Source organism: Desulfobotulus sp. (assembly GCF_034006065.1).
Taxonomy (GTDB): Bacteria; Desulfobacterota; Desulfobacteria; order Desulfobacterales; family ASO4-4; genus Desulfobotulus.
Genome location: NZ_JAVETM010000002.1, coordinates 1 through 26,242, shown reverse-complemented (window position 1 = coordinate 26,242; position 26,242 = coordinate 1). Strand labels below are relative to the sequence as shown.

At 55.2% G+C, this 26,242-nt stretch carries 18 protein-coding genes; 5 read left to right on the top strand and 13 right to left on the bottom strand.

The features are described from left to right. The 5 genes from RBR60_RS01480 to RBR60_RS01460 all read right to left on the bottom strand — a co-directional run bounded on the left by RBR60_RS01480 (position 1) and on the right by RBR60_RS01460 (position 5,562). The gene (locus RBR60_RS01480) at positions 1-819 is read right to left on the bottom strand and encodes an N-acyl homoserine lactonase family protein (protein WP_320353899.1); all 819 of its coding nucleotides are present in this window, start codon (positions 817-819) and stop codon (positions 1-3) included. 60 nt (positions 820-879) lie between these two features. Then, positions 880-3,351: a heavy metal translocating P-type ATPase gene (locus tag RBR60_RS01475; RefSeq protein ID WP_320353897.1), complete on the bottom strand. Its 2,472-nt coding sequence runs from the start codon at positions 3,349-3,351 to the stop codon at positions 880-882. Between the two features lie 128 nt (positions 3,352-3,479). Continuing rightward, the gene (locus RBR60_RS01470) at positions 3,480-3,947 is read right to left on the bottom strand and encodes a hypothetical protein (RefSeq protein WP_320353895.1); all 468 of its coding nucleotides are present in this window, start codon (positions 3,945-3,947) and stop codon (positions 3,480-3,482) included. 144 nt (positions 3,948-4,091) lie between these two features. Then, positions 4,092-5,210 (bottom strand): response regulator, encoded by a 1,119-nt coding sequence (locus tag RBR60_RS01465; RefSeq protein WP_320353893.1) that lies wholly within the window; start codon positions 5,208-5,210, stop codon positions 4,092-4,094. A gap of 88 nt (positions 5,211-5,298) precedes the next feature. Continuing rightward, positions 5,299-5,562 (bottom strand): hypothetical protein, encoded by a 264-nt coding sequence (locus tag RBR60_RS01460; RefSeq protein WP_320353891.1) that lies wholly within the window; start codon positions 5,560-5,562, stop codon positions 5,299-5,301. A gap of 536 nt (positions 5,563-6,098) precedes the next feature. Between RBR60_RS01460 and RBR60_RS01455 the strand changes: the two genes are divergently transcribed. Next, positions 6,099-8,738, top strand: a complete 2,640-nt coding sequence (locus RBR60_RS01455) for a 1-acyl-sn-glycerol-3-phosphate acyltransferase (RefSeq protein ID WP_320353890.1) — start codon at positions 6,099-6,101, stop codon at positions 8,736-8,738. A gap of 85 nt (positions 8,739-8,823) precedes the next feature. Then, on the top strand, positions 8,824-10,497 hold the full coding sequence (locus RBR60_RS01450) for a sugar phosphate nucleotidyltransferase (protein ID WP_320353888.1): 1,674 nt from the start codon (positions 8,824-8,826) through the stop codon (positions 10,495-10,497). Here RBR60_RS01450 and RBR60_RS01445 read toward each other — a convergent pair. From RBR60_RS01445 to RBR60_RS01435, 3 genes are all read right to left on the bottom strand, one after another. Continuing rightward, complete coding sequence (locus RBR60_RS01445; RefSeq protein ID WP_320353886.1) at positions 10,494-12,056, bottom strand: glycerol-3-phosphate dehydrogenase/oxidase; 1,563 nt, start codon at positions 12,054-12,056, stop codon at positions 10,494-10,496. The two genes, RBR60_RS01450 and RBR60_RS01445, sit on opposite strands and share 4 nt — an antisense overlap. 64 nt (positions 12,057-12,120) lie before the next feature. Further along, entirely contained in the window at positions 12,121-12,897 is a 777-nt protein-coding gene (gene djlA / locus RBR60_RS01440) for a co-chaperone DjlA (RefSeq protein ID WP_320353884.1), read from the bottom strand. Positions 12,898-12,982: 85 nt separating this feature from the next. Continuing rightward, positions 12,983-14,614, bottom strand: coding sequence for a FumA C-terminus/TtdB family hydratase beta subunit (locus RBR60_RS01435; protein WP_320353882.1), 1,632 nt, complete (start codon positions 14,612-14,614; stop codon positions 12,983-12,985). A 237-nt stretch (positions 14,615-14,851) separates the two neighbouring features. Here RBR60_RS01435 and RBR60_RS01430 point away from each other — a divergent pair, with 237 nt between their 5' ends. Next, entirely contained in the window at positions 14,852-15,805 is a 954-nt protein-coding gene (locus RBR60_RS01430; protein WP_320353881.1) for a calcium/sodium antiporter, read from the top strand. 15 nt (positions 15,806-15,820) lie between these two features. Here RBR60_RS01430 and RBR60_RS01425 read toward each other — a convergent pair whose 3' ends face one another. Continuing rightward, positions 15,821-16,768, bottom strand: coding sequence for a mechanosensitive ion channel family protein (locus RBR60_RS01425; protein ID WP_320353879.1), 948 nt, complete (start codon positions 16,766-16,768; stop codon positions 15,821-15,823). 31 nt (positions 16,769-16,799) lie between these two features. Further along, on the bottom strand, positions 16,800-17,228 hold the full coding sequence (locus RBR60_RS01420; RefSeq protein ID WP_320353878.1) for a PD-(D/E)XK nuclease domain-containing protein: 429 nt from the start codon (positions 17,226-17,228) through the stop codon (positions 16,800-16,802). A 333-nt stretch (positions 17,229-17,561) separates the two neighbouring features. Between RBR60_RS01420 and RBR60_RS01415 the strand changes: the two genes are divergently transcribed. Then, a complete protein-coding gene (locus tag RBR60_RS01415) occupies positions 17,562-23,924 on the top strand; it encodes a beta-ketoacyl synthase N-terminal-like domain-containing protein (protein ID WP_320353877.1) in 6,363 nt (2,120 codons plus the stop codon). A gap of 156 nt (positions 23,925-24,080) precedes the next feature. Here the strand turns inward: RBR60_RS01415 and RBR60_RS01410 are convergent, their stop codons facing one another. The 3 genes from RBR60_RS01410 to RBR60_RS01400 all read right to left on the bottom strand — a co-directional run bounded on the left by RBR60_RS01410 (position 24,081) and on the right by RBR60_RS01400 (position 25,972). Then, positions 24,081-24,653 (bottom strand): GNAT family N-acetyltransferase, encoded by a 573-nt coding sequence (locus RBR60_RS01410; RefSeq protein ID WP_320353876.1) that lies wholly within the window; start codon positions 24,651-24,653, stop codon positions 24,081-24,083. An 87-nt stretch (positions 24,654-24,740) separates the two neighbouring features. Next, complete coding sequence (locus RBR60_RS01405; protein ID WP_320353875.1) at positions 24,741-25,724, bottom strand: virulence RhuM family protein; 984 nt, start codon at positions 25,722-25,724, stop codon at positions 24,741-24,743. Between the two features lie 23 nt (positions 25,725-25,747). Further along, positions 25,748-25,972 (bottom strand): hypothetical protein, encoded by a 225-nt coding sequence (locus tag RBR60_RS01400; RefSeq protein ID WP_320353874.1) that lies wholly within the window; start codon positions 25,970-25,972, stop codon positions 25,748-25,750. 64 nt (positions 25,973-26,036) lie between these two features. On the opposite strand from RBR60_RS01400, the gene RBR60_RS01395 reads away from it, so the two are divergent. Next, on the top strand, positions 26,037-26,242 hold a 206-nt coding region (locus RBR60_RS01395), incomplete at its 3' end, for a phage integrase N-terminal SAM-like domain-containing protein (protein WP_320353873.1).

The window sequence follows — 26,242 nt, the reverse complement described above, 5'->3', positions numbered from 1 at the left end:
CTATGCGGGTTGTCGCAGACTTCCCGCATAAAGGCCGGGATCATGGGTAAGCAGCACCTCTGTGCAGGAGCGCCGCAACTTTGAAAAGTTCAGCTCTCTTTCAGAGGATGGTGCACCCAGAAGCCCCCTTGCCTCCATAAAACCCGCAAGTTTTTCCCATGCGGCCTCCGTCCACCAGAATCCTTTCCCTGCGCCCTTGCGGTATGCCTCCCAGAAATCCTCAGGCAGGGCGGACCAGAGTCCGGAATAGTCATAGGGAAGATCCCCGGCCAGGGCGAGAACCCCCTTTCCCGTTTCCACCAGCACCACCTGATGCCCCGGACAATGGCCCCCTGTGCGCCGCACTTTTATGCCAGGCAGAATTTCCACATCCCCTTCCACCAGCACCATCTGATCCAGAAGTGAAAGCCAGTGATCGGGGCGGTAGTAGGTTTCCTCATTGGGATTCAGGGCATTGAAGGCCCGGAAGGCGTCCGCCTGCACATGAAAACGGGCATGGGGAAAAAGCCCCATGCCTGCGGTATGGTCCCAGTGCAGATGGGTCATGACCACATCCCCGATCTCCCGAGGTGCAAGGCCTGCGGCCTCCAGGGCCTCCTCCAGCCTTTCCTCCCTCTTCTGGGAGGCCGAAGAACCCAGGCCCCCCACATCCAGAGGATCAAAGCCCGTATCCACCAGAAGGAAACGATCCCCGGATCTGAGCAGAAAAATGCTGCTTGGAATGTTTTCCATGGGAGCCAGGAGATCCCGCCCCTCGGGAGTGCGAAAACGTACGGAAAAACGGCCATTGGCCAAGACATGCACCTGCCAGACAGACATAAAACCTCTCCTTGATGAATACGGATATCATCCGGCCCTTATCCGGCCCTCATCCTGTAATCAGGAACTGAAGCCATCTTCTCTGCGGCCTTTTTCCGGCCGGAAACGATAAAGCCGCAGGGAATTGTTCACCACCGTAAGACTGCTTAAGGCCATGGCCAGGGCTGCGGCCATGGGGTCCAGATGTTTGAGCATCATGGGCAGCATGGCAAAGGATGCGAGAACCCCTGCGGCCACGGGAATGAGCAGCACATTGTAACAGAAAGCCCAGAACAGATTCTGGCGGATCACCCGGAGGCTTTTTCGGCCCATGACAAACACAAAGGGCACCTGGGAGAGCCTGCCTCCTGCCAGCACCACATCCCCCGTCTCCATGGCCACATCCGTTCCCGTACCCATGGCCACCCCCAGATCCGCCGTAGCCAGGGCCGGAGCATCGTTGACACCGTCGCCCACCATGGCCACCTTCCGCCCTTCTCCCTTCAGCTTTTCGATGGCCTTTGATTTTCCATCCGGCCGCACTTCAGAAAGAACCGCATCAATGCCGCAGGCCTTTGCCACCATGGCCGCACTCTGAGCCGTATCCCCTGTCATGAGTACGGTGCGCATCCCCATGGACTTCAGCGCTGACACCACGCTGGCAGCCTCGGGTCTTGGTGCATCGGAAACCGCAAAAAGTGCTGCAGGCTTTCCTGCCACACCGAGGGCCAGCACGGTTTTCCCCTCTTTTCTCAATCCTGCCATGGCCTCTTTGGCGGATACCAGGGAAATCCCTTCTGCTTCCAGCCAGTCCGGCCGTCCCAGCCTCACATCCAGCCCATTCACCTGGGCCTGGACCCCGGCCCCTCCCACACTGACAAAATCCTGAACCGGAGGAATCCAAACCCCCTTCTTTTCTCCTGCGGAAACCAGGGCCCGTCCCACAGGATGCTCCGATCCCTTTTCCACAGCAGTGGCAAAGCCCAGCAGACTTTCCTCGGAAAACTCCGGGGCCAGTACATGGATATCCGTTAGCTCCGGATGCCCCAGGGTCAGGGTGCCGGTCTTGTCAAACACCACCGTATCCACGACGGCTGCGTCCTCCAGGGCCATGCCGTTTTTAAACAGAACACCGCTTTCCGCAGCCCGACCCGTCCCCGCCATCACCGCCGTGGGTGTGGCAAGGCCCAAAGCACAGGGGCAAGCGATCACCAGAACGGCCACCAGCCGCACCATGGCTTCCACGCCATCCCCTGAAACCAGCCACCATACGGCAAAGGTCAGCACCGCCACCGCCACCACCACAGGCACAAAAACCGCTGCCACCCGATCCGCCAGGGCCTGAACGCGGGTGCGGCTGCCCTGGGCTTCCCGCACCAGACGGATGATGCCCGCCAGCACCGTCTCCGACCCCACCCGTTCTGCCCGGAACACAAGACGGCCTTCATGGTTCAGGGTACCGCCGGTGAGGCTGTCTCCGGGTTTTTTATCAAGGGGCAGGGATTCTCCTGTCAGCATGGACTCATTCACCGCACTGCGACCTTCAAGGACAACGCCGTCCACGGGCACAAGGCTTCCCGGACGCAGCACCAGGGTATCGCCTTTGCGGATGTCCGATACGGGGATCTCCACTTCGCGGTCACCCTCCAGCCGGATGGCCATCTTGGGAGAGAGATCCATGAGTCTGCGAATGGCCTCCCCGCTTTTTCCCCGTGTTCTGGCCTCAAGAAGCTTGCCAAGCTTGATGAGGGTGATGATCACCGCAGCGGTTTCAAAATACACATGGTTTCCGATGCCGGGAAAAAACAGCACACACACGGAATAAAAATAGGCCACAGAGGCCCCGAGGCTCACCAGCACATCCATATTGGCGCTTTTGTTTTTCAGGCTCTGATAAGCGCCTTTGAAATAATCAAGTCCTGTATAAAAAAGCACAGGGGTTGCCAGAAACCAGAAAAGATATTCCATGAAAGGAGACTGACTCCAGGGACCGAAAACCTGAAAATCCCGTCCCATGGAAAGGATGAAAAGGGGCAGGGTAAAAAGAGCCCCCACAAAAAACTTCTTCTTCTGATCTCGGATTTCCTGCTCCCGCGCCTTTTTTTCCTCATCTTCCGCCAAAAGCCCCTCTCCATCTCCGAGGATGGGAGTAAAACCCGCCTTACGCACCACATCCGCAAGACGCTGCATATCCGTCTGCCCGGCAAGGTACCGGACCTCGGCCTCTTCTGCGGCAAAATTCACTTCCGCAGCCACCACACCCTCTGCGGCAAAAAGGGCCTTTTCCACCCCTCTGGCACAGTTGACGCAGTGCATCCCTGTAATGGCAATACGAACCCGGCTTTCCGGAACCTGGAATCCGGCCTTTGCCACCGCAGCCGCCACAAGGGCTGGGGAAACCTTTTCCGGATCAAGGCGGACATGGAGGGTTTCCGAGGCAAAATTCACACTGGCCGACTCCACACCTGCCAGAGCGGATACGGCCTTCTCAACGCCCTTGGCGCAATTGACACAATGCATGCCCGTAACGGGAAAACGATATTGCTGCTCCATAGAACCTCCGGTCTGGCCTGGTATAAAGAACAAAGACTTTTTTGCAGACCAAAGAAACCTAAGCCTGAAAATCCCCCAAGGCAAGGAAAAAACCATTCCCTTTGTGCCTTCCGGAAAGGATTTTTCCATCACAGAGACGGTTTCCCAAGCATTTCAGGACTCATATGGGCAAGGGGAAGAAAAAACTGGTCCGGAAACGCTGCAAAAGAAACAAAGCGTTTCTTTTTGAGAAAGGCCAGCATACTCGGCGTTGTGGGCAGGGCATACAAGAGCAGCCCTCCGGCTGCGGCAAGATCCGCGCACACCGTACAGAGCACCGCGCTCCCCACGCCCATGCGCATACGCTCCAGAGAGGGCGCATCTCCATTGGGATAGAAAATCCGCAGGTGTCCTATCCATTCGCTGGTGTTCAAACCGCAGTGAAGGCAGGTCTCATAAATGGCGTCCGTGGGAAAATGTTTGGCATGCTGGTAGGTGAAAACGGGTCGACACACCATCTGGGCGCGTCCGGTCCAGTGTTCAGGTCCATTTTCCACATCCAGACGATAGGTGAAGGTATTCCGGGAAAGCAGGCGATGGACGTCAATCCTGAGCACCCTGTCCTCCAAATTCCTGGGTCACCAGACAATCCCGTTTGTCGTTTCGGTGGAGGCGGCGCGTGGATTTTCCGGAAGATAAATGAGGCTTTTTGCCTGAAAAAAACAATCTGCCAAAAACACATCTGCCCAGGGCGGGCATGGTCAGTCCTGGGGGTCCAGGGATACAAGGGTTTCTCCGCCTGGGTAGTTCCGGGTTCTGTACTGGGTCAGACGCATTAGCTTCCGGGTAAGGGCTCCCATCTCAGAAACCGCATGCATGATTTCTTTTGCATACCGCAGTGTGCTGGCCCTTTCTCCAGCCCCGGACATCTGCAAAAGCTCGGCATATCCGCTGATTTTCTGAAGCGGCTGGTTCAACTCATGGCAGATGGTCGCAGCCATCCCCAAAGCCCCCTCCCGCTTCTGACGTTCTTCCTTCTCCGCCTCTGCAAGCTGCAGATCACGGATAGTCCCGCGCAGCTTGCGGGTAAGAAGGGTACGCTCCAGATGCACATTCACCCGGGCCAGAAATTCTTCCTTGAAAAAAGGTTTGACAAGATAATCGGATCCGCCTGCGGCAAAAATTTTCAGAAGCTCCTTCTGATCCGCAAGGGCTGTGAGAAAAATAATCGGCGTGTCTTCCAGGCTGGGTCTGCACCGTACTTCCCGGCAGAGCGCAATACCATCCATACGCGGCATAACCAGGTCCGTCACCACGATATCCATGGCCCAGTCTGTCGTGCCAAGAATCTCACAGGCCGCCTGCCCGTCTTCGGCCTCAAACACATGCAGACCTTCCCGCCTGAGGTTATCGGTTACAATGTGGCGTGCCGTGTCACTGTCATCCACCACAAGGGCCGTCATGCCGGTCATGGGCCTCGGGGGTTTCAGTATGGCTTCCACCGCAGCTTTCAAGGCCCCCCTGGCAAAGGGCTTGGTGATGAAATCCGCAGCACCCAGGGCAAAACCCTTCTGACGAGTGGCAATACAGTCATTGGCTGTAACAAAAACAATGGGAATTCTTGCATCTTCCACATGGGTAAAAAAACGGCGATAATGTTCTTCCTGAAGCTTACGGAAAGTTTCAAACCCCCCAAGACCGGGCATATCAATATCGAGGGTAATGAGATCCGGAGGAGGGGGCTCCGCAGCTCTGGCCAGGGCTTCAAAACCATTGGCCGCCTCACTGACCCGATACCCTGCAGCCTGCAGCTCTTCCCGGAGCAGTTTGCGGATGAGTGCACTGTCATCCACCACAAGAATTTCCAGAGGACGCGCCATATTGAAAATCTCCCGGGAAATCACCCATGAAAAAAGGGGCTAAACGCCAGGCGCAGCCCCTTTCAGAATTACCGGTGCGGATATGGAATCAGGATTTTTTAAGGGCTTCCAGCTCTTTTTCCAGTTCTGCAATACGGTCCTGATTGCTTTTAACTTCCACACCCTCTTCGTTTTTCCAGCTGTCCTTGAGCTCGTCAAAGCCAAGGTAGAGGGCAAGGCCACCACCAATCAGCAGCATGATCGGAAGAGCGCCGGCAATCAGCTGAAGGAATGCGCCAAACCACACGGCAAGACCAATCACGCCCAGAACAGCGGCAACTGCACCACCCACTAACGTTTTCATTGTAAACATGCCTCCTTTAAATAAGTATCATTCCTGACGAGCCACATCGATTTCCTGAAAAGCCTTAACAATTTTCAGCTTTAAAAAAAACAAAAATTGCCCGCGCGCTTTCCGGGACTCCCATATGCCTTCGTCCTCTTTAGGGGTTGCTTTTCAAAAACACCCGCCCTTTTCCCTATACTGACAAATTCCGAGGAAAATATCATAGCCCATATGGCAAAACAAGCCTGAAAATAATCTTTCAGGCTTCTGGACATTGCCACAAGCGGGCCTTTCCCGCAATGAAAAAAACAGAAGCCAAGCTTCCGGCATCTTCAAGCCTCTTTTCCGGCAATACCGGGAGTCCGGAAACCCGAACGCCTGCGCAAGCCGGAATCTGAAAACTCGAAAAAAGGCCGATTTGGGCAAGCCTTTGCAGTTGCCAGCCCTTTCGTTCTCTGCTAGGTCTTGGCCGGAGAAGGTTTACGGCCCGGCGGATCCGCCACACCCCACCCTGAAAAAACCTTTTCAAAACCCCCTGGAACCTGCACATATAAGGATTCCCCATGCCAGAGACCCCCACTCCCGAAATTTCCGAAAAACCTCAGCGTTTTTCCTTCCGCAAATGGGCGGATGCATACACTGCCCACCACCAAGAAGGCTATGCTTCCGTTCTCAACAAAAAACCCGGCTGGTTCTCCGCCCTCCTTTTCCGGTTTTTCTTCCGCAATATTGACACAGGCCCTGAATTGAAAAAAATGACCCAGGGTCTACCCGAAGACGCCATTCTTCTCTACGTTACCCCAAGACGCAGCAACCTTGAGTTTCTCTTCTCCTTTTTCCGGTATCAGAAACTGGGGATGCCAGCCCCCCGCATCGGCCTTGATTACCGGGTCTTTGCCTTTCAACCCCTGCGCCGCACGCTGCGGATTTTTTTTGCCCACATCCTTTATTTTCTCCGCCACTTTCGTCTTCCCGACCCCTACGCCAATGGTTTTTACCAGAACAGGTTGTTGGAAGGACATACGGGCTTTTTCTCCCTTTCCAGCAAAAAAGGTTTTGAACGTCGTTTTCTCCAGTCCCGCACCGACCCCATCGCCTATCTCATTGAGATGCAAAAGACCTGCGAAAGACCCATCCATATCCTTCCTCAGATTCTTTTTTACGGCATTGATCCCCACAGGGACACGCCATCCTTTATGGATATTCTCTTCGGCTCTGCCGAAGAGCCTGGCAAAATCCGCCGGTTTTTTACCCTGATCCGCAAAAACACCCGCAAGGTCTTTGTGGAATTTTCAGAGCCCTTTTCCCTGCAAGACTTTCTCCTGAAGCCTGAACACCAGTTCCTTTCCACGGAAAACCAGGCGCTTCAGGTCCGCAGGGAGCTTCAGAAAATCTTCACCCTGCATCGTCAGAGTATCACAGGCCCAGTGCTGAAAAAACGGGCGGAGCTCATTGAATCCATTCTCACCAGTGAAAAGGTTCAGAGAATTCTGGAAGAAGAAGTCGCAGAAAGCGGTAAAAGTCTTCACTCTGTCCGGAAAAAGGCCAAGGACTACCTGGATGAGATTGCAGCCAACTACTCCATGGGCTGGATACGTCTTTACGATATGGTACTCACCTGGATGCTGAAAAATATCTTTGAAGGCATTTCCGTGGATCAGGAAGGCCTCAACCGGGTTAAACAGGCGGCCAAAAAGGGCCCCCTCATCCTGGTTCCCTGCCACAAGAGCCATCTGGATTATCTCATCCTCTCCTATCTCTTTCACCACAACAAAATGCCCTGCCCCCATGTGGCTGCGGGAAAAAACTTAAGTTTCTGGCCCCTGGGCGTTATTTTCAGGGGAGGCGGAGCCTTTTTCCTCAGACGGACCTTTAAGGGAGACCGCCTCTATGCCCGTATTTTTTCTTCTTATGTGGAAAAAATCCTCAGCGAAGGCTTTAATATCGAATTTTTCATCGAAGGCGGACGCAGCCGCACGGGCAAACTCCTCTCCCCCAAGATGGGACTTCTTTCCCAGACCCTCAACGCCTATGGCAAAGGGGTTTCTCCGGATCTCTCCATCGTCCCCATTTCCATCGGATATGACAGGGTTCTTGAAGAAAAATCCTACCTGCACGAACTGAGCGGGGGTGAGAAAAAACCCGAAAGCATGGGCCAGCTGGTCAAGGCCAGAAAGTCCCTTAAAGTACGTTATGGCAAAGTTTACGTCAATTTTGACAAACCCATTTCTTTAAACCGCTACTTTGATGAAAAAAACATCCAGGCTGCGGACATGGACAGGGAAACCCACCAGGAAGTCTGCACCGAACTGGCTTTCCGTTGCATCCACGCCATCAACCAGGTCAGCGTGGCCACACCCTACGGTGTTGTGGCCGGAGCCCTGCTTAATATCTTTCAGCCCACCATTCCCTACTCCCGTCTGGCCGAGGTCATGGAAGCCTATCTTTCCTATCTCAACCGCATGGGCGTGCGCATGGCCGACACCCTGCAGATCAACCCGGACTATGCCCTCAGGCAGGTGGCCGATGCCTTTGTGCAGAGGGGCTTTGTGGATGCAGGCAGCCAGGAAGGGGCCGAGGAACTGCGCATTGTCTTAAACGAAGGCAAACGCCCCATCCTTGATTACTACAAAAACAATGTCATCGCCTTTTTCATACCCGCAGCCTATACCTCCCTTGCCATTCTGGAGCAGGACGCCCTGCAGTTCACCTCCGCAGACCTGCATCTCACCTATGCGGAGCTGACAGATTTTTTCAGCGATGAATTTTTCAAAGATCCCCACCGCAGCGCGGAAACCCTGGTGCGGAAGAACCTCAAGGCCTTCATTGATGATGCCATCCTTGTTCCCCACCCCACCCTCCCGGACACCTACAATGTCACCGCTGCGGGTCTTCGGAAACTGAAACTCTTTTCCGCTTTTCTCCTGACCTACCTGGAGTCCTACTGGGTGGTACTCAATTTCTTCATGCGTTACCCTGCGGGTACGGTGGAGCCCAAAAACCGCCTGAAAAAAATCCAGTCCATGGGCCAGCGCATGAGCAAAAGGGGAGAGATCAACCGAATCGAGTCCCTTTCCGGCGTCAATTACAAAAACGGACTTGCCTACTTCCTGCGGGTGGGACTGGAAGGCTCAGAAGACAAGGAAGCCATTGCAGGGCACGCAGACCGCATCCAGCACTACATTAACCTGATCGTGACCTGATCTTTTGCCACCTCAAAAACCCCTTAAGGGGAAACCGGCTTTCATCCGAAGACCGGTTTCACCTTTTTTCCCTTAAAGAGATTCCATGCGCGCCATTCTCCTTGCCGCAGGTCTGGGCACCCGTTTAAAACCCCATACGGAAATTCTGCCCAAACCCCTCTTTCCCGTAGGGGGCCTTCCCATCCTGGATCGCCTCATCCATCAGCTTGCGGCTCAGGGCATTGAAGCCATCCTCCTCAACACCCACCATCTGGCACCCCTGGTAGAAGACCATATCCGCAGACAGAGCTGGCCTGTCCCCGTCTTCTGCCGCAGGGAGGAAAGGCTTCTCGATACGGGGGGGGCCATCGCCAACATGAAGGATTTTTTTAAGGAGGATCCCATGCTGGTGATGAATGCGGATATCCGCATGGATCTGGACCTTCCCCCCCTTTGGGCCTTTCACCGGGAAAAAAAGGCCCTGGCCACCCTGGCCCTTCTGCCTTCCAAAGACTTAAACCATGTGGCCCTTCAGAAAGAAGAGATTGCAGGATTCCGGGACGATCCCGTCCCCCAGGACAGCAGACGTCTTGCCTTTACCGGCATTCAGATTTTGTCCCCAGAAGCCCTGGCCTTTTTCCCCAAAGGCCGGATCTTTTCTTCCATCGAAGCCTACAGGGCCATGATCCTTGCCGAGAAAGCGCCCTTTGGCTTCTGTCTTGCTCCTGCTTCCCGCTGGTCGGATCTGGGCACACCGGAAACCTTTACCGATGCGGCCCTGGAAACACTTCTCACCTCCCTGCACAAAAAAAGCCCTGTCCTGCACAAAGAGCGCCTCTGCGGCGACGGTTCAGATCGCAGGTGGTGGCGCATCGGATGGGCCGACGGTTCCAGCCTCATTGTGGCGGATCACGGCATTCAGGGACTTACCACCCCTTCGGAAGCCACCGCCTGCCTTGCCCTGGGAAAACACCTTGCCGCATCCGGCATTCCGGTTCCGGCCATTCCGGGTCAGGATCTTTTTGCGGGCCTTGTGGCCATGGAAGACCTCGGGGATACACGCCTCCACGATCTCATCCTCCAAAGCGGGCCAAAGGCCTGCCTGCCCTATTATGAAAAAATCATCGCCCTCTTTCCGGCCATGAAAAAGGCCGCTTCGGGTTTTATCCCCGAAATGGCCTTCACCTTTCCCCTCTATGACAGAAAACTCATCCTTGAGAGGGAATGCGGATACTTTGAAAGGGCCTTTCTCAGAAACGATCTTGGCCTTGACAGCCTGCCAGCGGGTCTTTCCCGGGCCTTTTTACACCTTGCGGAAAAAACCCTTGAAAACGGCTGCTTGGGTCTCATGCACAGGGATCTTCAAAGCCGCAACATCATGATCCATGAAGGCTTCCCCCGCATCATTGACTTTCAGGGTGCCATGGCAGGTCCCCTTCAGTATGACCTTGCGGCCCTCCTCCTCGACCCCTATGCAGACCTGCCTTCAGACATGCGGGAAACCCTTTTTGAAAAAACAAAAACCCTCATGGCCGGGGAAGGGGTCTGCCCGGAAAGCTTCCGGAAGGGCTACACCTATGCCGCCCTCTGCCGGAACCTTCAGATTCTCGGGGCTTTTTCCTTCCTCTCCCGTGAAAAGGGAAAGGTTTTTTTTAAAGAATTCATCCCAAAGGCCCTTTCCACTCTCCTTCAGCAGAAAGCCTTTGAAGACAAGGTCTTAAGCCCCATAGAGGAGGCTGCCCGCATGGCCCAAAAAGCCCTCAGGAACCTATCCGGTTAAACTGCGAGGCTTTCTTCAACCCGCTTTCCAAAAAACGTCCGTTCCCGGATCTTCCAGGCCCCATCCCTTCCCAGTTCTTCGGCCATGAGATCCAGCACCCTGCCTGCCATCTCCAGCGCCGCCCTGGCATCCAGCACCAGGGCCCGCATTCTGCGGCTTAAAACATCCTCCAGGGTACGGGCCATTTCATGGCGCACAGCCCAGAGCACATCCACACCCCGGTAGGGAAGCTTCGGGTGCAGGGGCAAAAGCAGCTCCGGTCGCCCTTCCCCTAAGGCCTCCACGGCCTTTCCATCGGTTCCGTAAACATGAAAGGGATCTTCCGGATTCGCACCTTCCATATAGCCATGCAGACGCAGCCTTGCTGTAACACAGCGTCTGAAAGGAAGACCCGTCAGGGGGATGGCCCGATCCACCGTGTCTTCGGCCATTTTTCTGTAGGTGGTCCATTTGCCGCCCGCAATGGTGACCAGCCCGGAAGGGGCCATAGCGAGGTGATAATCCCTTGAAAGGGCTGAGGTGTTCTTTTTGTCCGCTGCCGCCACCAGGGGTCGGATACCGGCAAAAGCACTTAAGATATCCTCCCTTGCGGGATCTTTGGCCAGATACCGGCCTGCATGGGTCAGAAGAAAATCCACTTCTTCCTGAAAGGGCTTAGGATTGCGGTCCACCGCCGCCAAAGCCGTGTCCGTGGTGCCCACCAGCACCCTGTCGCACCAGGGAACCATGAAGATCACCCGGCCATCATCGGTATGGGGCACCATGAGGGCGGTTTTTAAGGGCGCAAAGGATTTATCCAGCACAATGTGAATGCCTTGGCTGGGGGCAATCAGAAAAGGGGTATCCGGATCATCCATGCTGCGGATACTGTCCACAAAGGGGCCTGTGGCGTTGATCACCACACGGCCCTCGATTTCAAAACTTCTCCCTGTCAGCTGATCCTCTGCCCGGACACCGCAGACCTGACCTCCGCCATTTTTCAAAAGCCCCTTCACAGCCACATGGTTCATGGCAAGGCCTCCGGCATCGCTCAAGGTGTGGGCCAGGGTGATGGCAAGCCTTGCGTCATCAAACTGCCCGTCATGGTACATGACCCCGCCCTTCAGGCCCTCAGGCTCCAGGGTCGGGATGCGGGCAAGGGTTTCTTTTCTGGAGAGTATGCGGGATTTACCAAAACCATGCTTTCCGGCGAGCATGTCATAAAGCTTCAGGCCCACTCCGTAAAAGGGCCGCTCCCACCAGCGATAGTCCGGAACCAGAAACTCTAAGTTATGCACAAGGTGGGGCGCATTCCGCAGAAGAAGGCCCCTTTCATGCAGGGCCTCCACCACAAGGGCCACGTTTCCCTGCTGGAGATAGCGCACCCCGCCGTGGATGAGCTTGGTGGAACGTCCGGAAGTGCCTTCGGCAAAATCCCCTGCCTCCAGAAGCAGAACGGAATAGCCCCGGCTGGCGGCATCCACCCCCACCCCAAGGCCCGTGGCTCCGCCACCGATCACAATAAAATCCCAGATCTTTCTTCTGTCCCCAAGAAGGAGGAAGCCCTGCTCCCTGTCCATGAAAACCCTCCGGTCGTGTGTTTTTTTCACGCCTTGAAAATCGCCGCCCACCCTTTAAAGAAAATCAGGTCATGCCCCGGCTTTTCTTGATGCTCTCATAGGCTTCCTGTATGGTGCGGAACTTTTCTTCCGCAAGTTCCGTGAATTCCTCAGGCAGACCTTTGGAGGCAATGGTGTCCGGGTGATACTCCCGCACCAGCTTACGGTACTGCTTCTTGACTTCCTCGTCCGTTGCCGAAGGATCAAGACCCAGCACCTCATACTCGTTTTTGTCCTTTTTCATATAACGGGAACGGATCTGCTCGTAAAAACCCGCAGAAAGCCCGAAAATACGCACGGCACTGCGGATCAGCCTTTCCTCGTCACTGCTGACTCCGCCATCACTGGCCGCCACCCGGAAGAGAATGTCTGCCATGAGTTCCAGAATCTGACGCTGATGGCGGAAGGCATCGGCAAACTGGATGGCAAAGGACTCAAAGGTTTCCGGAGACTGGACAGCGGTTCTGAAAATCTGAATGGCGATTTTCCTCGATTCCGTATTCAGCCGCAGATCCTTTTCCATGATTTCTTCTATGGTACGGATCTCTGCTTCCGAGATCCGGCCATCCACCTTGGTAAGCTTGGCCAGCATGGAAAAGGCCGCCACAAAAAAGGTCATGTGCCGGGCGTCATCCTGGGTTTCAATCCTGCGGTATCCCCCAGGTCGTCCGCCCCTGCCGGAAAGATACGCCTCATCCCTCTTATCAAAACCATGGCCGAAGGCGGCCCCCAGAATGGCTCCCAAAGGCCCGCCTATGGCAAATCCCAGGGTGCCTCCCACCAGTTTTCCCAACCAGCCCATAGTGATCCCTGTTCTTGTCTGAAAGGTCATATTTGGAAAGCAGCGTTTTTAAAATCCGCGCCAGCAAAAAAAAACAAGCCCTGTCTCAGCCCTTTCCCGATGCCCCTGGGCCGAGAAAAAGCTCATAAAAATCATTGCCCTTGTCATCCATAATGATGAAGGCTGGAAAATCCTTCACTTCAATACGGTACACCGCCTCCATGCCCAGATCCGCAAAATCCAGCACCCGCACATCCCGGATACAGTCCCGTCCAAGCCTTGCCGCAGGGCCACCGATGGAGCCAAGATAAAAGCCCCCGTATTTTCTGCAGGAATCCCGGACCAGAAAAGAACGGTTGCCCTTGGCCAGCATGACAAGGGAAGCTCCCTTCTCCTGAAAGGCCGGTACATAGGGGTCCATGCGGCCTGCGGTGGTGGGTCCGAAGGAACCGGAGGCATGGCCCGCAGGCGTTTTGGCAGGGCCCGCATAATACACCATGTGCTCTAAAAAATACTCCGGCAGTTTTTCGCCCCTCTCCAGCATGGCCTTCAGCCTGCTGTGGGCAATGTCCCTTGCCACCACAATGGGGCCGTTCAGCATGACCCGTGTGGCCACCCGGAGGCCGGAGAGGGTGCTGCGGATGGTTTCCATGGGACGGTTCAGGTCAATGGATACGGCTTCTTCCGCATTAAACTCCGGCTCCGGCAGAAAACGGGCGGGGTCTTCATCCAGCTTTTCCAGAAAAAGGCCTTCGCGGCTGATTTTACCGATAATATTGCGATGGGCGGAACAGCTCACCCCCACGCCCACAAAGCAGGAGGCTCCGTGCCGGGGAAGTCGCACCACCCGCACGTCATGGCAGAAGCAGCATCCCCCGAACTGGGCTCCGAGACCCAGCTCCCGGCTCATGGCAAAAAGCTCGGCCTCAAGGGAAAAGTCCCGAAACCCCCGGCCCAGGGCATTGCCGCTCCGGGGCAGGGTATCAAGGCAGCCCGTGGAAGCAAGTTTCAGGGTTTTCAGGGTATGTTCTGCACTGAGCCCTCCGACCACAACGGCCAGATGGTAGGGCGGACAGGCCGAGGTGCCGATCTCCTTCAGGCTTTCCCGCAGAAAGGGAAGCAGCACCTCAGGAGAAAGGATCTGCTGGGTTTTGTTGTATAAGAAGCACTTATTCGCCGATCCGCCGCCCTTGGCCACAAAAAGAAACTTATAAATGTCTCCGGGTACTGCGGCAATGTCAATCTGGGCGGGCAGGTTGTTTCCCGTATTCACTTCCTCATACATGGAAAGGGGAGCCATCTGGGAATATCGGAGATTCTCCTCCGTATAGGCCCTGGCGACACCCTCTGCGATCCAGCGGGCATCGTCTGCACCGGTCAGCACCCTTTCTCCCTTTTTGGCCATGACAAGGGCCGTGCCCGTATCCTGGCACATGGGAAAGATTCTGTCCGCGCTGATGACGGCATTTTTCAGAAGCTCCAAGGCCACAAAACGGTCGTTGGCCGAAGCCTCCCCATCCTTGAGAATGGCGGCAAGCTGCTCCAGATGCCGGGTACGCAGCAAAAAGGCCGCATCCCGGAAGGCCTCTTCCGTCAAATGCCTCAGGCCTTCGGCATCCACCCTGAAAAAATCCTTCAACTCCCCGGCAAGGGGGTGAACGAAAGCATTTCCAAGGGATCGCCAGGCCACCTCCCCTTCTTCCAGGGCCAGGACATCCTGATATGTAAAAGGTTCCATCATGCTTTCCATTGTTTTAAAATAAAAAATTTAAAAAGACAGCTGAGGATGCTGTATGGCCCTTCACGGGCTGGCCCATGGTTTCGCGAATCTTCTGGAAAAAGTCAAAGGAATAGACTAAATAGGCAGCACTTTCATCTCCTGAAGCCGACGGCCTGAAGGCCGCAGGGCTCCGTAAGCGTAAGGAGAAGACAGGCTTGCCATCAAGGGGCTTTCCATTTTTCAAAAAGGCGTATCATGGACATTCTGTGGGCATGGGCAGCCCTGATCGCAGGGCTTGGCATCCTGGTTTTCAGCGCGGATCTTTTCGTGGACGGAGCCGCCAGCCTGGCAAGGCGGCTTGGCATGTCGCCCCTTCTCATCGGCATGATCATTGTGGGCTTCGGAACTTCCGCACCGGAAATGCTGGTCTCCGCCCTGGCTTCCTTTGAAAACAAGGGCGGGCTTGCCCTTGGAAACGCCTATGGCTCCAACATCGCCAATATCGCCCTCATCCTGGGCCTCACGGCCCTGATCCGTCCCATTCCCGTTACAGCAGAAGTGCTGCGCAGAGCCCTTCCCGTACTCATGCTCGTAACCCTTCTTGCGGTATTTCAGCTTTTTGATGCTTCTGTCTCCCGTTGGGAAGCGGGCGTGCTCCTTGCGGTTTTCATCTTCCTCATGGTCCTTTCCATGGGAAAAAAAACCGGGCAAGGGGAAGAAAAGGTCCTGCCCGCCACGAATATCCGCATCCCCCAAGCCCTCTTCCGCCTGAGCCTGGGGCTGGGGTTCCTGATCATCAGCTCTCAGATGCTGGTCTGGGGGGCCGTGTCCATTGCCCATGCCTTTGGTATTTCCGACCTCATCATCGGGCTTACCATCGTCGCTCTGGGCACCTCCCTGCCCGAACTGGCCTCAAGCCTTGCCGCAGCCCGCAGGGGAGAAGACGCCATTGCTCTTGGCAACATCCTCGGCTCTAACCTCTTCAACACCCTTGTGGTGGTGGGGGTCGCAGGCCTTGTGCGCCCCATCACCGCAGGCTCCGAAATTCTCTTGCGGGACATGGGGCTCATGACAGGCCTCACCGCCTCCCTCTTTCTCCTTGGTTACGGTTTCCGCAGGCCCGGCAACATTTCCAGACTGGAAGGCGGCATGCTCCTTCTCGTCTATGGGGGGTATACGGCCTGGCTTCTCCGAAGCGCTTTGGTCTGAGTAAACAAAAACATTCTAAGCCTTCGCCGTTCCAGAGCATCCAGCCATTGTCTGGCTTTCCCCACATACGGGAAAGGAACTTCCCAGCATACCCGCCAACCCCTGGGGAATGTCTCCCTCCCTTTCTTCTTCCTCTGCCGGCGCATACATGGCTGTGAGGTAACGCCTCAGAATCTCCGCCTCAATGCGCCCTCGTCTTTTGGCAGGCACAGGCACCCGAAGCTGAAAAGTAATTTTTTCATGATCGGGCATCTGAAGATTCACCCTGGGCTCCACAGCAGGAGCATCCAGGGCATGCTTCCTTGATATGTTGTGCATGCGGATACGGGCATCGTTGAGAAAAGGGGCGCACACAAGATTGGCCGCCTCCAGCAGCAGGGCTTCGGCTTTGGGCCAGTTTTCTCCGGCTTTCACCGTCACCGTAATGATGTGAAAGACGTATTCTTCCCCCCCATGGGTTTCATTGCGCACCGCCGCAGACAGAAACACGGCGTTGGGAATAAAGATGTTCACCCCCGTATACTGATGGGTCCGGATGCCGGACCCCACCTCCATGACAAGAATGCCCATGAGATTCTGATCCAGCACATCCCCATGGATGCCGTTGACCTCGATGCGATCGCCGATGACAAAGGAGTGACAAGCGCTCCGATAAAAATACCCCATGATGTTAAGAAGAAATTCCTTGGTGGCCACCACCACCGCAGCCGCCACCAGCACAAGGCCTGCGCCAATGGCCTGAAGCTGTTCGATCCAGATCACGATCAGAAGAAAAATCACCAGAAAAATAGCCGTGTTCCGGATACTCACTATCCAGCGTCGCCTTAGGGTGCCATCCAGATCCTCCTGGGCAAGGATACTGCGGGTGGCCGCATAGCGCAGAAAAAGGATGGCCGTCACCAGTACAAGGCTTGTGACGGCTTTCACCAGGAAGGTATTGTCCACAACAAAATTCCACTTCACAAAAAACCTCCTTACCCAGTCCAATGCTTTTTCAAGGATGCGCGTCCGCATCTGAAAGGGGGAAAAAACGAAATCCTGCCCCGGCCACCGTATAGACCACATGGGAAAAGATGGTCAGCTCCGGCCACTGATTTTTAAGATCCCTTGCATAACGGCCCACCTGATCCAGCTCTTCGGCCCTGGGATGGGGCATTTCCATGACATTCAGTTCTGCGGCTTTTTTACGGCTTAAGTGTTTAAACTCCAGCACATAGGCCCTGCCCTCAAAGGGGGAGCCCGTACGGCCGATGGCCTCAAAATCGCTTCTGCCCGAAGGACGGTTCACCTCAATGGCAAAGGAGAGAACAAAGGAAAGGTGGCGGGCGCAGAGCTCAAAAAAGGTGGTTCGAAAAAAATTCTCATTGGCCTTGTCAAAGGCCTGGGCCGGAATCTGGGCCACATACATCAAAGAAAATCCCAAACCTCAATCCTTACCCGCCGTCTGAAAAGCTTTCACCCTCACTCCATTCAAGCCCCTGGTCTTTCCGCTTCAGCCCTGTAAAACTCACTTCTGACAGATTTTTCCTGAAAACCGTTCCTGAATTTCAATTTTTCACTACGAATCCCGGGATTTTCCACTTTATTTGATCCATGCATCATAGCCCCAGGAAAAGAAAATGCAAGACTGGGCTGGCCCCTCCTGAAGCCTCCTGGCCCTTGTTGCCAAAAAAAAGGATTCGGGCTATACACATGCCATAAAAAAAGCCCCCTGACTCTTTCCCGCCAATTTTCTAACGCCAGAGACCCTGACACCATGCCTTCTTTTGCTCCCATCGCCATCATCGCCCAGTCCGTAACCTTTCCCGATGCCGAAAACGCGGCCATTTTTAAAAAAAATCTTTCGGAAAACCACATCGCCATCCGGAAAATCCCCGAAAAACGCTGGCCCATGGGAGAAAAGCTTACATCAAAAAAAGGCCCGGACACGGCCCTTTCCGCCATGGCAGGCATCGCGCCCCTTCCGAAAACCTTTCCCTCCTTTCTTCCGGAAGGCTTTCACCCCGAGCTCTTTTCCGACCCGGCAGGCCGTCTTCTTCTCCACAACAGCGCCGTACTCTTAAAGGCCTGCAAGGTTTCCGAAGCCACAGCCAGACGCACGGGCCTCATCACAGGACTTCTGGGGCTGCCCTCGGATACGGTCACGGATCTGGCCCTGGCCTTTTTCCAGAAAAAAGAGGGGAGAATTCCCCTTTCCCGCACCAAAGCCCTCGGCGCTCTCGTCACAGGAACTCCGGCCCTGCTCACGGCCCAGGCTCTGGGGCTTCACGGCCCGGTCTTCACCCTGGACGCAGCCTGCGCCTCCTCCCTTGTGGCCATCCGTCTGGCCTGTGAGCTTCTCCAGGAAAAACGGGCCGACCTCATGCTGGCGGGCGGACTTTCCCGCGCGGAAATCCGCTTTCTTCAGGTGGGCTTTACCCAGTTAAAAGCCCTCTCCCCTTCGGGCTGCTGCCGTCCCTTTGACGCGGGAGCCGACGGCCTTGTGGTGGGCGAAGGCTGCGGCCTTTTCGCCTTAAAGCGTCTGGAAGATGCCCTGAAAGATCACGACCCCATTCTGGGCCTGATCCGGGGGGTCGGCCTTTCCAACGACATCGGCGGCAATGTGCTGGCCCCAAGATCCGAAGGCCAGATCCGGGCCATAAGCACAGCCTTTGCCATGGCGGGCATGACTCCTGACCATCTGGATGCCGTGGAGTGCCATGGCACAGGCACCCCCACGGGGGATCCCGTGGAGCTGCAAAGCCTTGCCACCCTCTTTACCGGGCATAAAGGAAAAGGGCCGGTGCTCGCCTCCGTGAAATCCATGACCGGCCATCTCCTCACCGCTGCGGGAGCTGCGGGCTTAAGCCGTATGCTGCTCTCCCTTGAAACCCAGACCCTTCCCGCAACCCCCACCTTTGAACAGGCACCCAAAGACAGCCCCCTGCACAAAAGCCCCTTTTCCATTCTTTCCGCTCCGGCACCCTGGGAAAAGAAAAAAAACAGAGCGCGGGCCTTTGGGGTGAACGCCTTTGGCTTCGGGGGCATCAACGCCCACCTTCTGGTGGAAGCCTTTGAGAAAGGGCCGGAGCCACGGCCTTTCATCCCCTCCAGAAAAGAACCGCTCCCCAATCTTGCCCTTGTCTCCCTGGGGCTTCGGGCAGGAAAGCTTAAAGGGGCAAGGGCCTTTTTCGACCATCTTCTCTCCGGAAAACCCCTTGAAACAAGCAGGGATTTTTCCATTCCTGCGGGCCGTTTTCCCATCCCGCCAAAGGAAATGGGGGCCATGCTTTCCGACCACAGGGCCCTCCTCCTCTCCGTGGAAGAGGCCCTGCGTCCCCTTCCGTGGAAAAAGGAGCTCTTGGCGGAAACAGGTCTCTGCACCCTCGTCTCCTTTGATGCAAACGCCACGGACTTCTGCCTGCGCTGGTCTTCTGATCCGGATAACGCCCCCGACACCCTCCCGCCCCTCGATGCGGATCATGTCACAGGGTCTCTCACCAGCATGGCCGCAAGCCGTATCGCCAAGGTCTTTGGCTTCGGCGGAGCGTCCATCGCCCTTTCCGGAGACGGCAACGCCGCCCTTCTCGCCCTTTTTCACGGTGCCCGCAGCCTGCTTTCAGGAGAAAAGAAAGCCTTTCTTCTGGCCGCCTCGGACGTGGGAAAGCATCCCCTGAAAAGTCTTCTGGAACAAAGCCTTGGGATCTCTTCCCCCCAGGCCGCCCTCTGCCTTGTGCTGCGAAAAGAAGAGGATGCCCTTGCCGCAGGAGAGCCCATCCTCGCCCGGATTTCCGGAGAAAAGCTCCTTGAAAAACTCTGGCCGGAACGGAACACCCCACCTTCAGAAGAAAGCCACAGCCGGAAAATCACGGCCTTTGACGAAAACCTTCAGGAAGCCCCCCAGCCCCCAGGCCCCGTGGATGTGCTCTTCCACCTTGTCCGGACGACCTTTTCCCTTCAAACCGGCCTTCTGCCCGAAGAAGAAAGCCTTCCCCTCCGGCCCCTGCCCCGGACACTTCCCCAAAAACCCCGCAGCCTGACCCTTTTCATGGAAAAGGGCCCCCAGCTCGTCCTGGAAGAAGGGGAGCCTTCTTTGGAAAAAATGCGGCCTGATCCCGGAATCCGGCTTTTTCCCCTCCGGGCCAGTTCAAAGGAAGAACTGATCCGCGTCTGCCGGGATCTTGCCCAAAAGGCCCGTGATTTTAAAGGCCCCATCCGGGATCTGCCCTTCAGGCAAATGCCCTCCAAAGGCCCCGGCCTCCGTGCGGCCCTCTTTGCCACGGAATGCCCCCGCCTTGCCGCCTGGTGCGCCCAGCTTGAAGAGGCCGTTTTAAAGGGCATTCCCCTCATGCCTCAGGGCAGTGAAGGGGCGGCCTATCTGCCGGAAACCCCCAAGGGAGAGCTTGCCTTTGTCTATCCCGGCTCCGGCAACCATTTTCAGGGTATGGGCCGGAGTGTGGGCCTTTTCTGGCCGGAAATTCTGGATACAGACGAAAAAAGCTTTACGGGAAACCTTCCCATTCCTCCCCTCTCCCCCTATGAAAACGATCCGGATCAGGAAAACCCCACCCCGGCCATCTTCGCCCAGGTGCGCTATGGACGCATCATGACCCGCATGGCCGCACATCTGGGGCTCTCTCCCCAGGCCATTCTGGGCTATTCCTTAGGGGAAACAGCGGGCTTTTTCGCCACAGGACTCTGGGAACGGCCCGAAGCCATGCAGCAGAAACTGGAAGGCTCCGATCTTTTCACCCGAAAACTCTCCGGAGCCTGCACCTCCCTGCGCAAGGCCTGGGGGCTGCCTCCGGAAAAGCCCTTCACCTGGGCTGCGGCCCTCATTCCGGAAAGGGCGGAAATTCTTGATGAAGCCCTGACCGCCTTTCCCCTTCTCCGCCGCCTCATTGTCAACACGAAAAAGGAATGCGTGGTGGGAGGCCACAGGCCGGACATCGAAAGGCTGGGCCAGAACCTAAACCTTACGCCCCTTTTCCTGCCCGGTGTCATTTCCGTTCACTGCGAGGCCCTGGAACCGAGCCTGAAGGCCTATGAAGAACTGCACACCTTCCCCGTGCACCCGCAAAATTTCCGCTACTATTCCTGTGCTGCCGGAAAAAGCTTTACCCCGGATACAAAAAGCTGCTGTGCGGCCATTCTGGAACAGAATCTCCACGGCTTTGACTTCCCCCGGCTCATTGAAAAGGCCTGGGAGGACGGCGTCCGTATTTTCCTTGAAATGGGGCCTTCGGACTCCTGCACCCGCATGATCCGCAGCATTCTTGGGGAAAAACCCCACCTTGCCCTCAGCCTTTCAAGGAAAAACGAGGGGGAGCTTCTCAGCATCACACGGGCCTTGGCCCTGCTCTATGCCGCAAATTTTCCCCTTCGGCTGGAAGGGCTTCCCGGATTTGTTGCCATGGAGGCCTCCCCCTCTCCGGAAATGTCAGGCCGGATTTTTGAAGAGACCCGGTTCCCTCACCCCTGCCCTCTCCCAGAGGGAGAGGGGGGTATTAGAACTTCCCCCAAGGATTCCCCAGACTGTACGCCCAGAATCACGCATCCCGTTCTTGAAGCCTTTTCCCACATGCAGGCGGAAAAAACCCGGCTCCACGGGCTGTATCTCGAAGGCTGCGGGAAAAACCTCGTCATCTTTTCCCGTTTGATGGGGCTTTCAGATGGAAAACAAAGCCCATCTCCTTTCCCCTCGCCCCCCGTGACGAAAACCCAGCCCCAGCCAAAGGCCTTTGATGCAGGCCCCCATACCCCACCGGATCGCGTCCGGGACAGTCTCTTTGATGTTGCCTTTGATGCCGAAGCCTGCCTGGAGTTTGCCGTGGGCAGCGCCAGCAAAGTGCTGGGAGAAGCCTTCGCCCCTCTGGACAGCTATGCCGTGCGGGTGCGGCTGCCCGCCCCGCCTCTTCTTCTTGTGGATCGCATCCTTTCCGTGGAAGCCACCAAAGGGGAGCTTGGCTCCGGAAAAATCGTCACCGAGCACCATGTTGAAAAAGATGCCTGGTACCTTGACGGCGGCCGCACGCCCTTTGCCATTGCCATTGAAGCCGGACAGGCGGATCTTTTCCTCTGCGCCTACATGGGCATTGACCTGCGGGTGCAGGGCCAGCGGGCCTACCGTCTTTTGGATGCCACGGCAAGCTTTCACCGTCACCTGCCCCTTCCCGGTGAAACCATCCGCTATGACATCGAAATCCAGCGTTTTGTCCGTCAGGGCGAAACCTTCATCTTCTTTTTCCGCTTCACAGGCTGGATCGGAGCGGAAAAGCTCATCACCATGGAAAAGGGCTGTGCGGGATTCTTTACAGAAGAGGAAATCATCCACTCCGGCGGGGTGATCCCCAAAGAGCGCTTTCCCGAAAAAAACCCCCGGACGGGCATCGGGGAAGGAGCCCTTCCCCTTTCCTCCCTTCCTTCCGCCCTCACACCGGCAAACCTTGAGGCCTTGCGCGCAGGCCATGGGGAAAAGGCCTTCGGCCCGGCCTTTCGGGAAAAAAATATTCCGGAAAAGCTCCGTCTTCCCGGCGGCAGACTGGCCCTTGTCCACCGCATGACCGCCATGGAGCCTTCAGGCGGCCACTATGGCTGCGGCCTTGCCGTGGGTGAGGCGGACATCCGGCCCGACGACTGGTTTCTCACCTGCCATTTTTCCGATGATCCGGTCATGCCCGGCACCCTGATGTACGAGTGCTGCATGCAGACCCTGCGGGTCTATGTCATGGCCGCAGGCTGGATTCCCCAGGGCGAGGGAATTTCCTGGCAGCCCCTTCCCGGAGCCGAAAGCCGCCTCAAATGCCGGGGTCCCGTCACCCCCCAGACCCGTGTGGTGCGCTATGAAATCCACATCCGCCGCATGGATTTCACCCCCCAGCCCTTTGTGCTGGCAGACGCCCTCATGTATGCCGATGACAAGTGCATTGTCCGCTTTGAAGGCATGAGCCTCATGCTGGAGGGAGCCTCTCGGCAAAGTCTTGAAGCCTTATGGAAAGAAGAAAAAACCGGACAGACCGGCGATCCAATCAGTGATCCGGTCAACAATATGGCCACGCATCTCACATGGGACAAAGAGCGCCTCCTTGCCTTTGCGGACGGCAGTGCGGAAAAGGCCTTTGGCCCGGCCTATCGGCCCTTTGACCAGGGCCGCTTTCTCGCCCGTCTTCCAAGACCGCCCTACCTCATGCTGGATGAGGTGACAGAAGCGGATCTCACGCCGGGAAAAGTCAGGGAAAATGCCCATATCACCGCCCTCTGGATGCGGGAAGGCACAGACTGGACTTTCCGCCAGCCCGGAAACCTGCTGCCCTACAGCCTTCTTCTTGAAGCCGCCCTGCAACCCTGCGGCCTCATGGCCGCCTGGATGGGTGCCTCCCTTCAGAGCGACCGGAGCCTTTATTTCCGGAACCTCGGGGGTAAACTCCGGTTTCAGGCCCCGGCCCTTCCGGGAAAACTCCTTGAAACCCGTGCAAAGCTCACCCGCTTTGTGAAAAACGGGGATCTGCAACTGCTTTTCTTTGACATCTCCTGTAAGCAGGAGGGAGAGCTGCTTCTTTCCTGCGAAACCCATTTCGGGTTTTTCACGGAAGAGGCATTAAAAGACCAGAAGGGCATGAAAGCGCCGGAAGGTCTCGAACTGCCCCCACTGCCTCAGGAAGTTCTCCACGATTTCAACCTTCCAAGCCCCCTGCCCTGGCCCGAAGAAAATCCAGAAGAAGCCCTTTCCATGGTGCACCGCATCCTCTCCTTTGAGGAAAAAGGCGGGCCTGCGGGCCTTGGAAAAACCGTGGCCCTGATGCATCTTTCTCCGGAAGACTGGTATTTTTACGCCCACTTCAAAGATGATCCCGTCTGCCCCGGCTCTCTGGGCTTAGAGGCCCTTCTCACAACCCTCAGATGGACAGCAGGCCGGATGTTTGGGGAAGCCCCCTTCTCCTTCCAGCTCCTTCCCCAGACCCACACCTGGACTTACAGGGGCCAGATCCGGCCCCACAACCGGGCCATGCACTGCGTCATTGCCATCACAGAAAAAGGAAAAAGCCCGGATGAGGGCCTTTTCTGTGACGGGGCTGTTTTTTGTGACGGGCTTTGCATCTATACGGTGAAGAATTTTGGGGTGGGTATGGGGAAGGGATGAGGGGCCTGCACCATGGCATACGCCAGCAGGATGTACAGACATGCGGTGATCCGCCACGATATCGTATGAGAGATGGTGCCTGAAACGGCGTGAGCCCTATACCGTGTTGCATAGGAGATCGCTGACGGTGACGGCAGCGTCAGCTTGAGCGTACGCTTAACCGGGCTGAGAACAGGGAGCTTTGGTCATGAGAACGGTATCAATACCCGCCGGGTTTGGCCCCATGTGCTGACGCTCTTCGAAACCAAATTTCTGATAGAGATGACGGGCCGTCAGGCCCTCTGGAACCGATGAGTCAAATGTCTGTACAGCAACTGGTCTTGCCGGGTTCAGATGGTTCAGCGCTGTTTCCAGAAGTTTCCCACCGATTCCAAAACCCCGTGCAGACGCGGAAACGGCAAGCCATTCAATTGAATTTTCTTCTTTGGAGATAACGATCCCACCCAGAATGAGACTGGGAAATTCGTCTGAATCCCGTAAAGACACAAACGCCTGTTTGCCTGCAATGGCCTCCGCCAAAGCGTCTTTGAATTCGGGAACCTCGGCCATGGGACCAAAAAGAGGCTCTGCTTCCCTGGCAAGGATCAGCCAGCTTTCAATGTCGTTTGAGACTGCCAATCTGACAGAACGGGTATTCACAGCGTTAAACCTCATTTCCGGCTGTTTTGGCTCCCTCAACGTATGAATCCGCGAGTGCGGCGCAGAAACTTTCCTTTGCAGGGTGGCCAAGGATTACAAGGATACGTTTGCTCATAATTGTGAATTCCTAACGCCCAAAGCAGCGGCGCGGCTTTTTGCGTCCGCTGGATTTTTTTGTTATGTGTTTTTCTTATCTTTTAACAATTTTTTTATCTCACGGTCAAAATCAGAGATATATTTTTTATCCTCTTCTTTTCTATATTTTCCATATTCAATTTTTGCTTTTTCGACCGCTTTTTTATGGCTGACTTTTCCGGCATTGGTTAAAAGTTCTTTCTCACTGATTCGCAGAAAATCATCAAGTTTTTGAATCCAGTCGTTCATTTTCATTAATCTGCCGTTTGTTGCCTGGAGTTCAGCAAAATCAAGATACATGGAGACGATGAGATTGAGCTGTTTGAGTTCATCTTCTGACAGATAATTCTTTGCGATTGAAATATCTCTTGTGGTTATATATTTGCCGTGAAAATTGGTCAGCCCTAGAAATGGTTTTTCTGCGTCAACTCTCTGGCTTATCATTTCTGCTGCTGTCTGGCCGTGGACGGCATAGTGCATTTTATTTTGAACGGTTGCAAAAAATTCCTTGGTCAGAGTAGCATCATTTTTGTAATCAATGCTGGTTGCATAGATATCAGTTACTTTCTGGTAAAAATTTCTTTCACTGCTTCTGATATCCCGAATTCTTTGGAGAAGTTCTTCAAAATATCTTGACCTTGCGCCTTCCTGTTTCAACCGGTCATCATCCATTGTAAAGCCTTTTACAATGTATTCATGAATCCGCTTTGTCGCCCACTGCCGAAACTTTGTCCCCTGTATTGATTTTACCCTGTAACCCACTGAAATTATGACATCGAGATTGTAATGATTCGGAGTTTTCTGCTGAAATTCGGAAATTCCGAATTTCTTCAGGGTCTGGTTTTCTGCAAGCTCTCCTTCGGCATAAATGTTTTTAATATGTTCATTAATTGTTGACTTTGCTTTCCCGAAAAGCATTGCCATTTGATCCTGTGTCAGCCAGACTGTTTCATCTTCCAATTGCACCTGGAGTTTTGTTGTACCGTCTGAAGCCGTATAAATGATAATTTCTGAATTCTGTTCCATGTATCATCCCTCCAGGATCGGCTTTAATATTTCAGGCGATTTTTCGGAAAACTGTTCATGCGTTTGACTATTTCACAATCTGGATCGCTCCAGCGGTTATGAAGCTTGGTTATTATCTGTTTTTTCTGGGTATCGGACAGAGTTTCAAACTCCTTGTCCTGCATAACAGTTAAAGTCAGCGGCGCGTTAGCGTCCGCTGCACTGTATTGTTGAACGCAGCCGCTTCGCGGCAGAAAAGAGTTAAACAAGGTACACTCCTTCTATTGCAACCCACAGTTGCAGCCCAACAACGCATTGGAGAAGGAGTGCCCCATGAACCAGCAGGAACAGGAGCGATTCGACAGGCTTTACCAGCAGCATCTGAAAACCCTGAAGCTTCAGGGCAAAGCCCAAAAAACCATTGATGCCTATGCCAGAGCCGTCCGCAGGATCAGCAGTCATTTTGACTGTTGTCCGGACAGACTCAGTCATGGGAATCTGCAGGACTATTTTGCGGATCTGGTAGAAACCCATTCCTG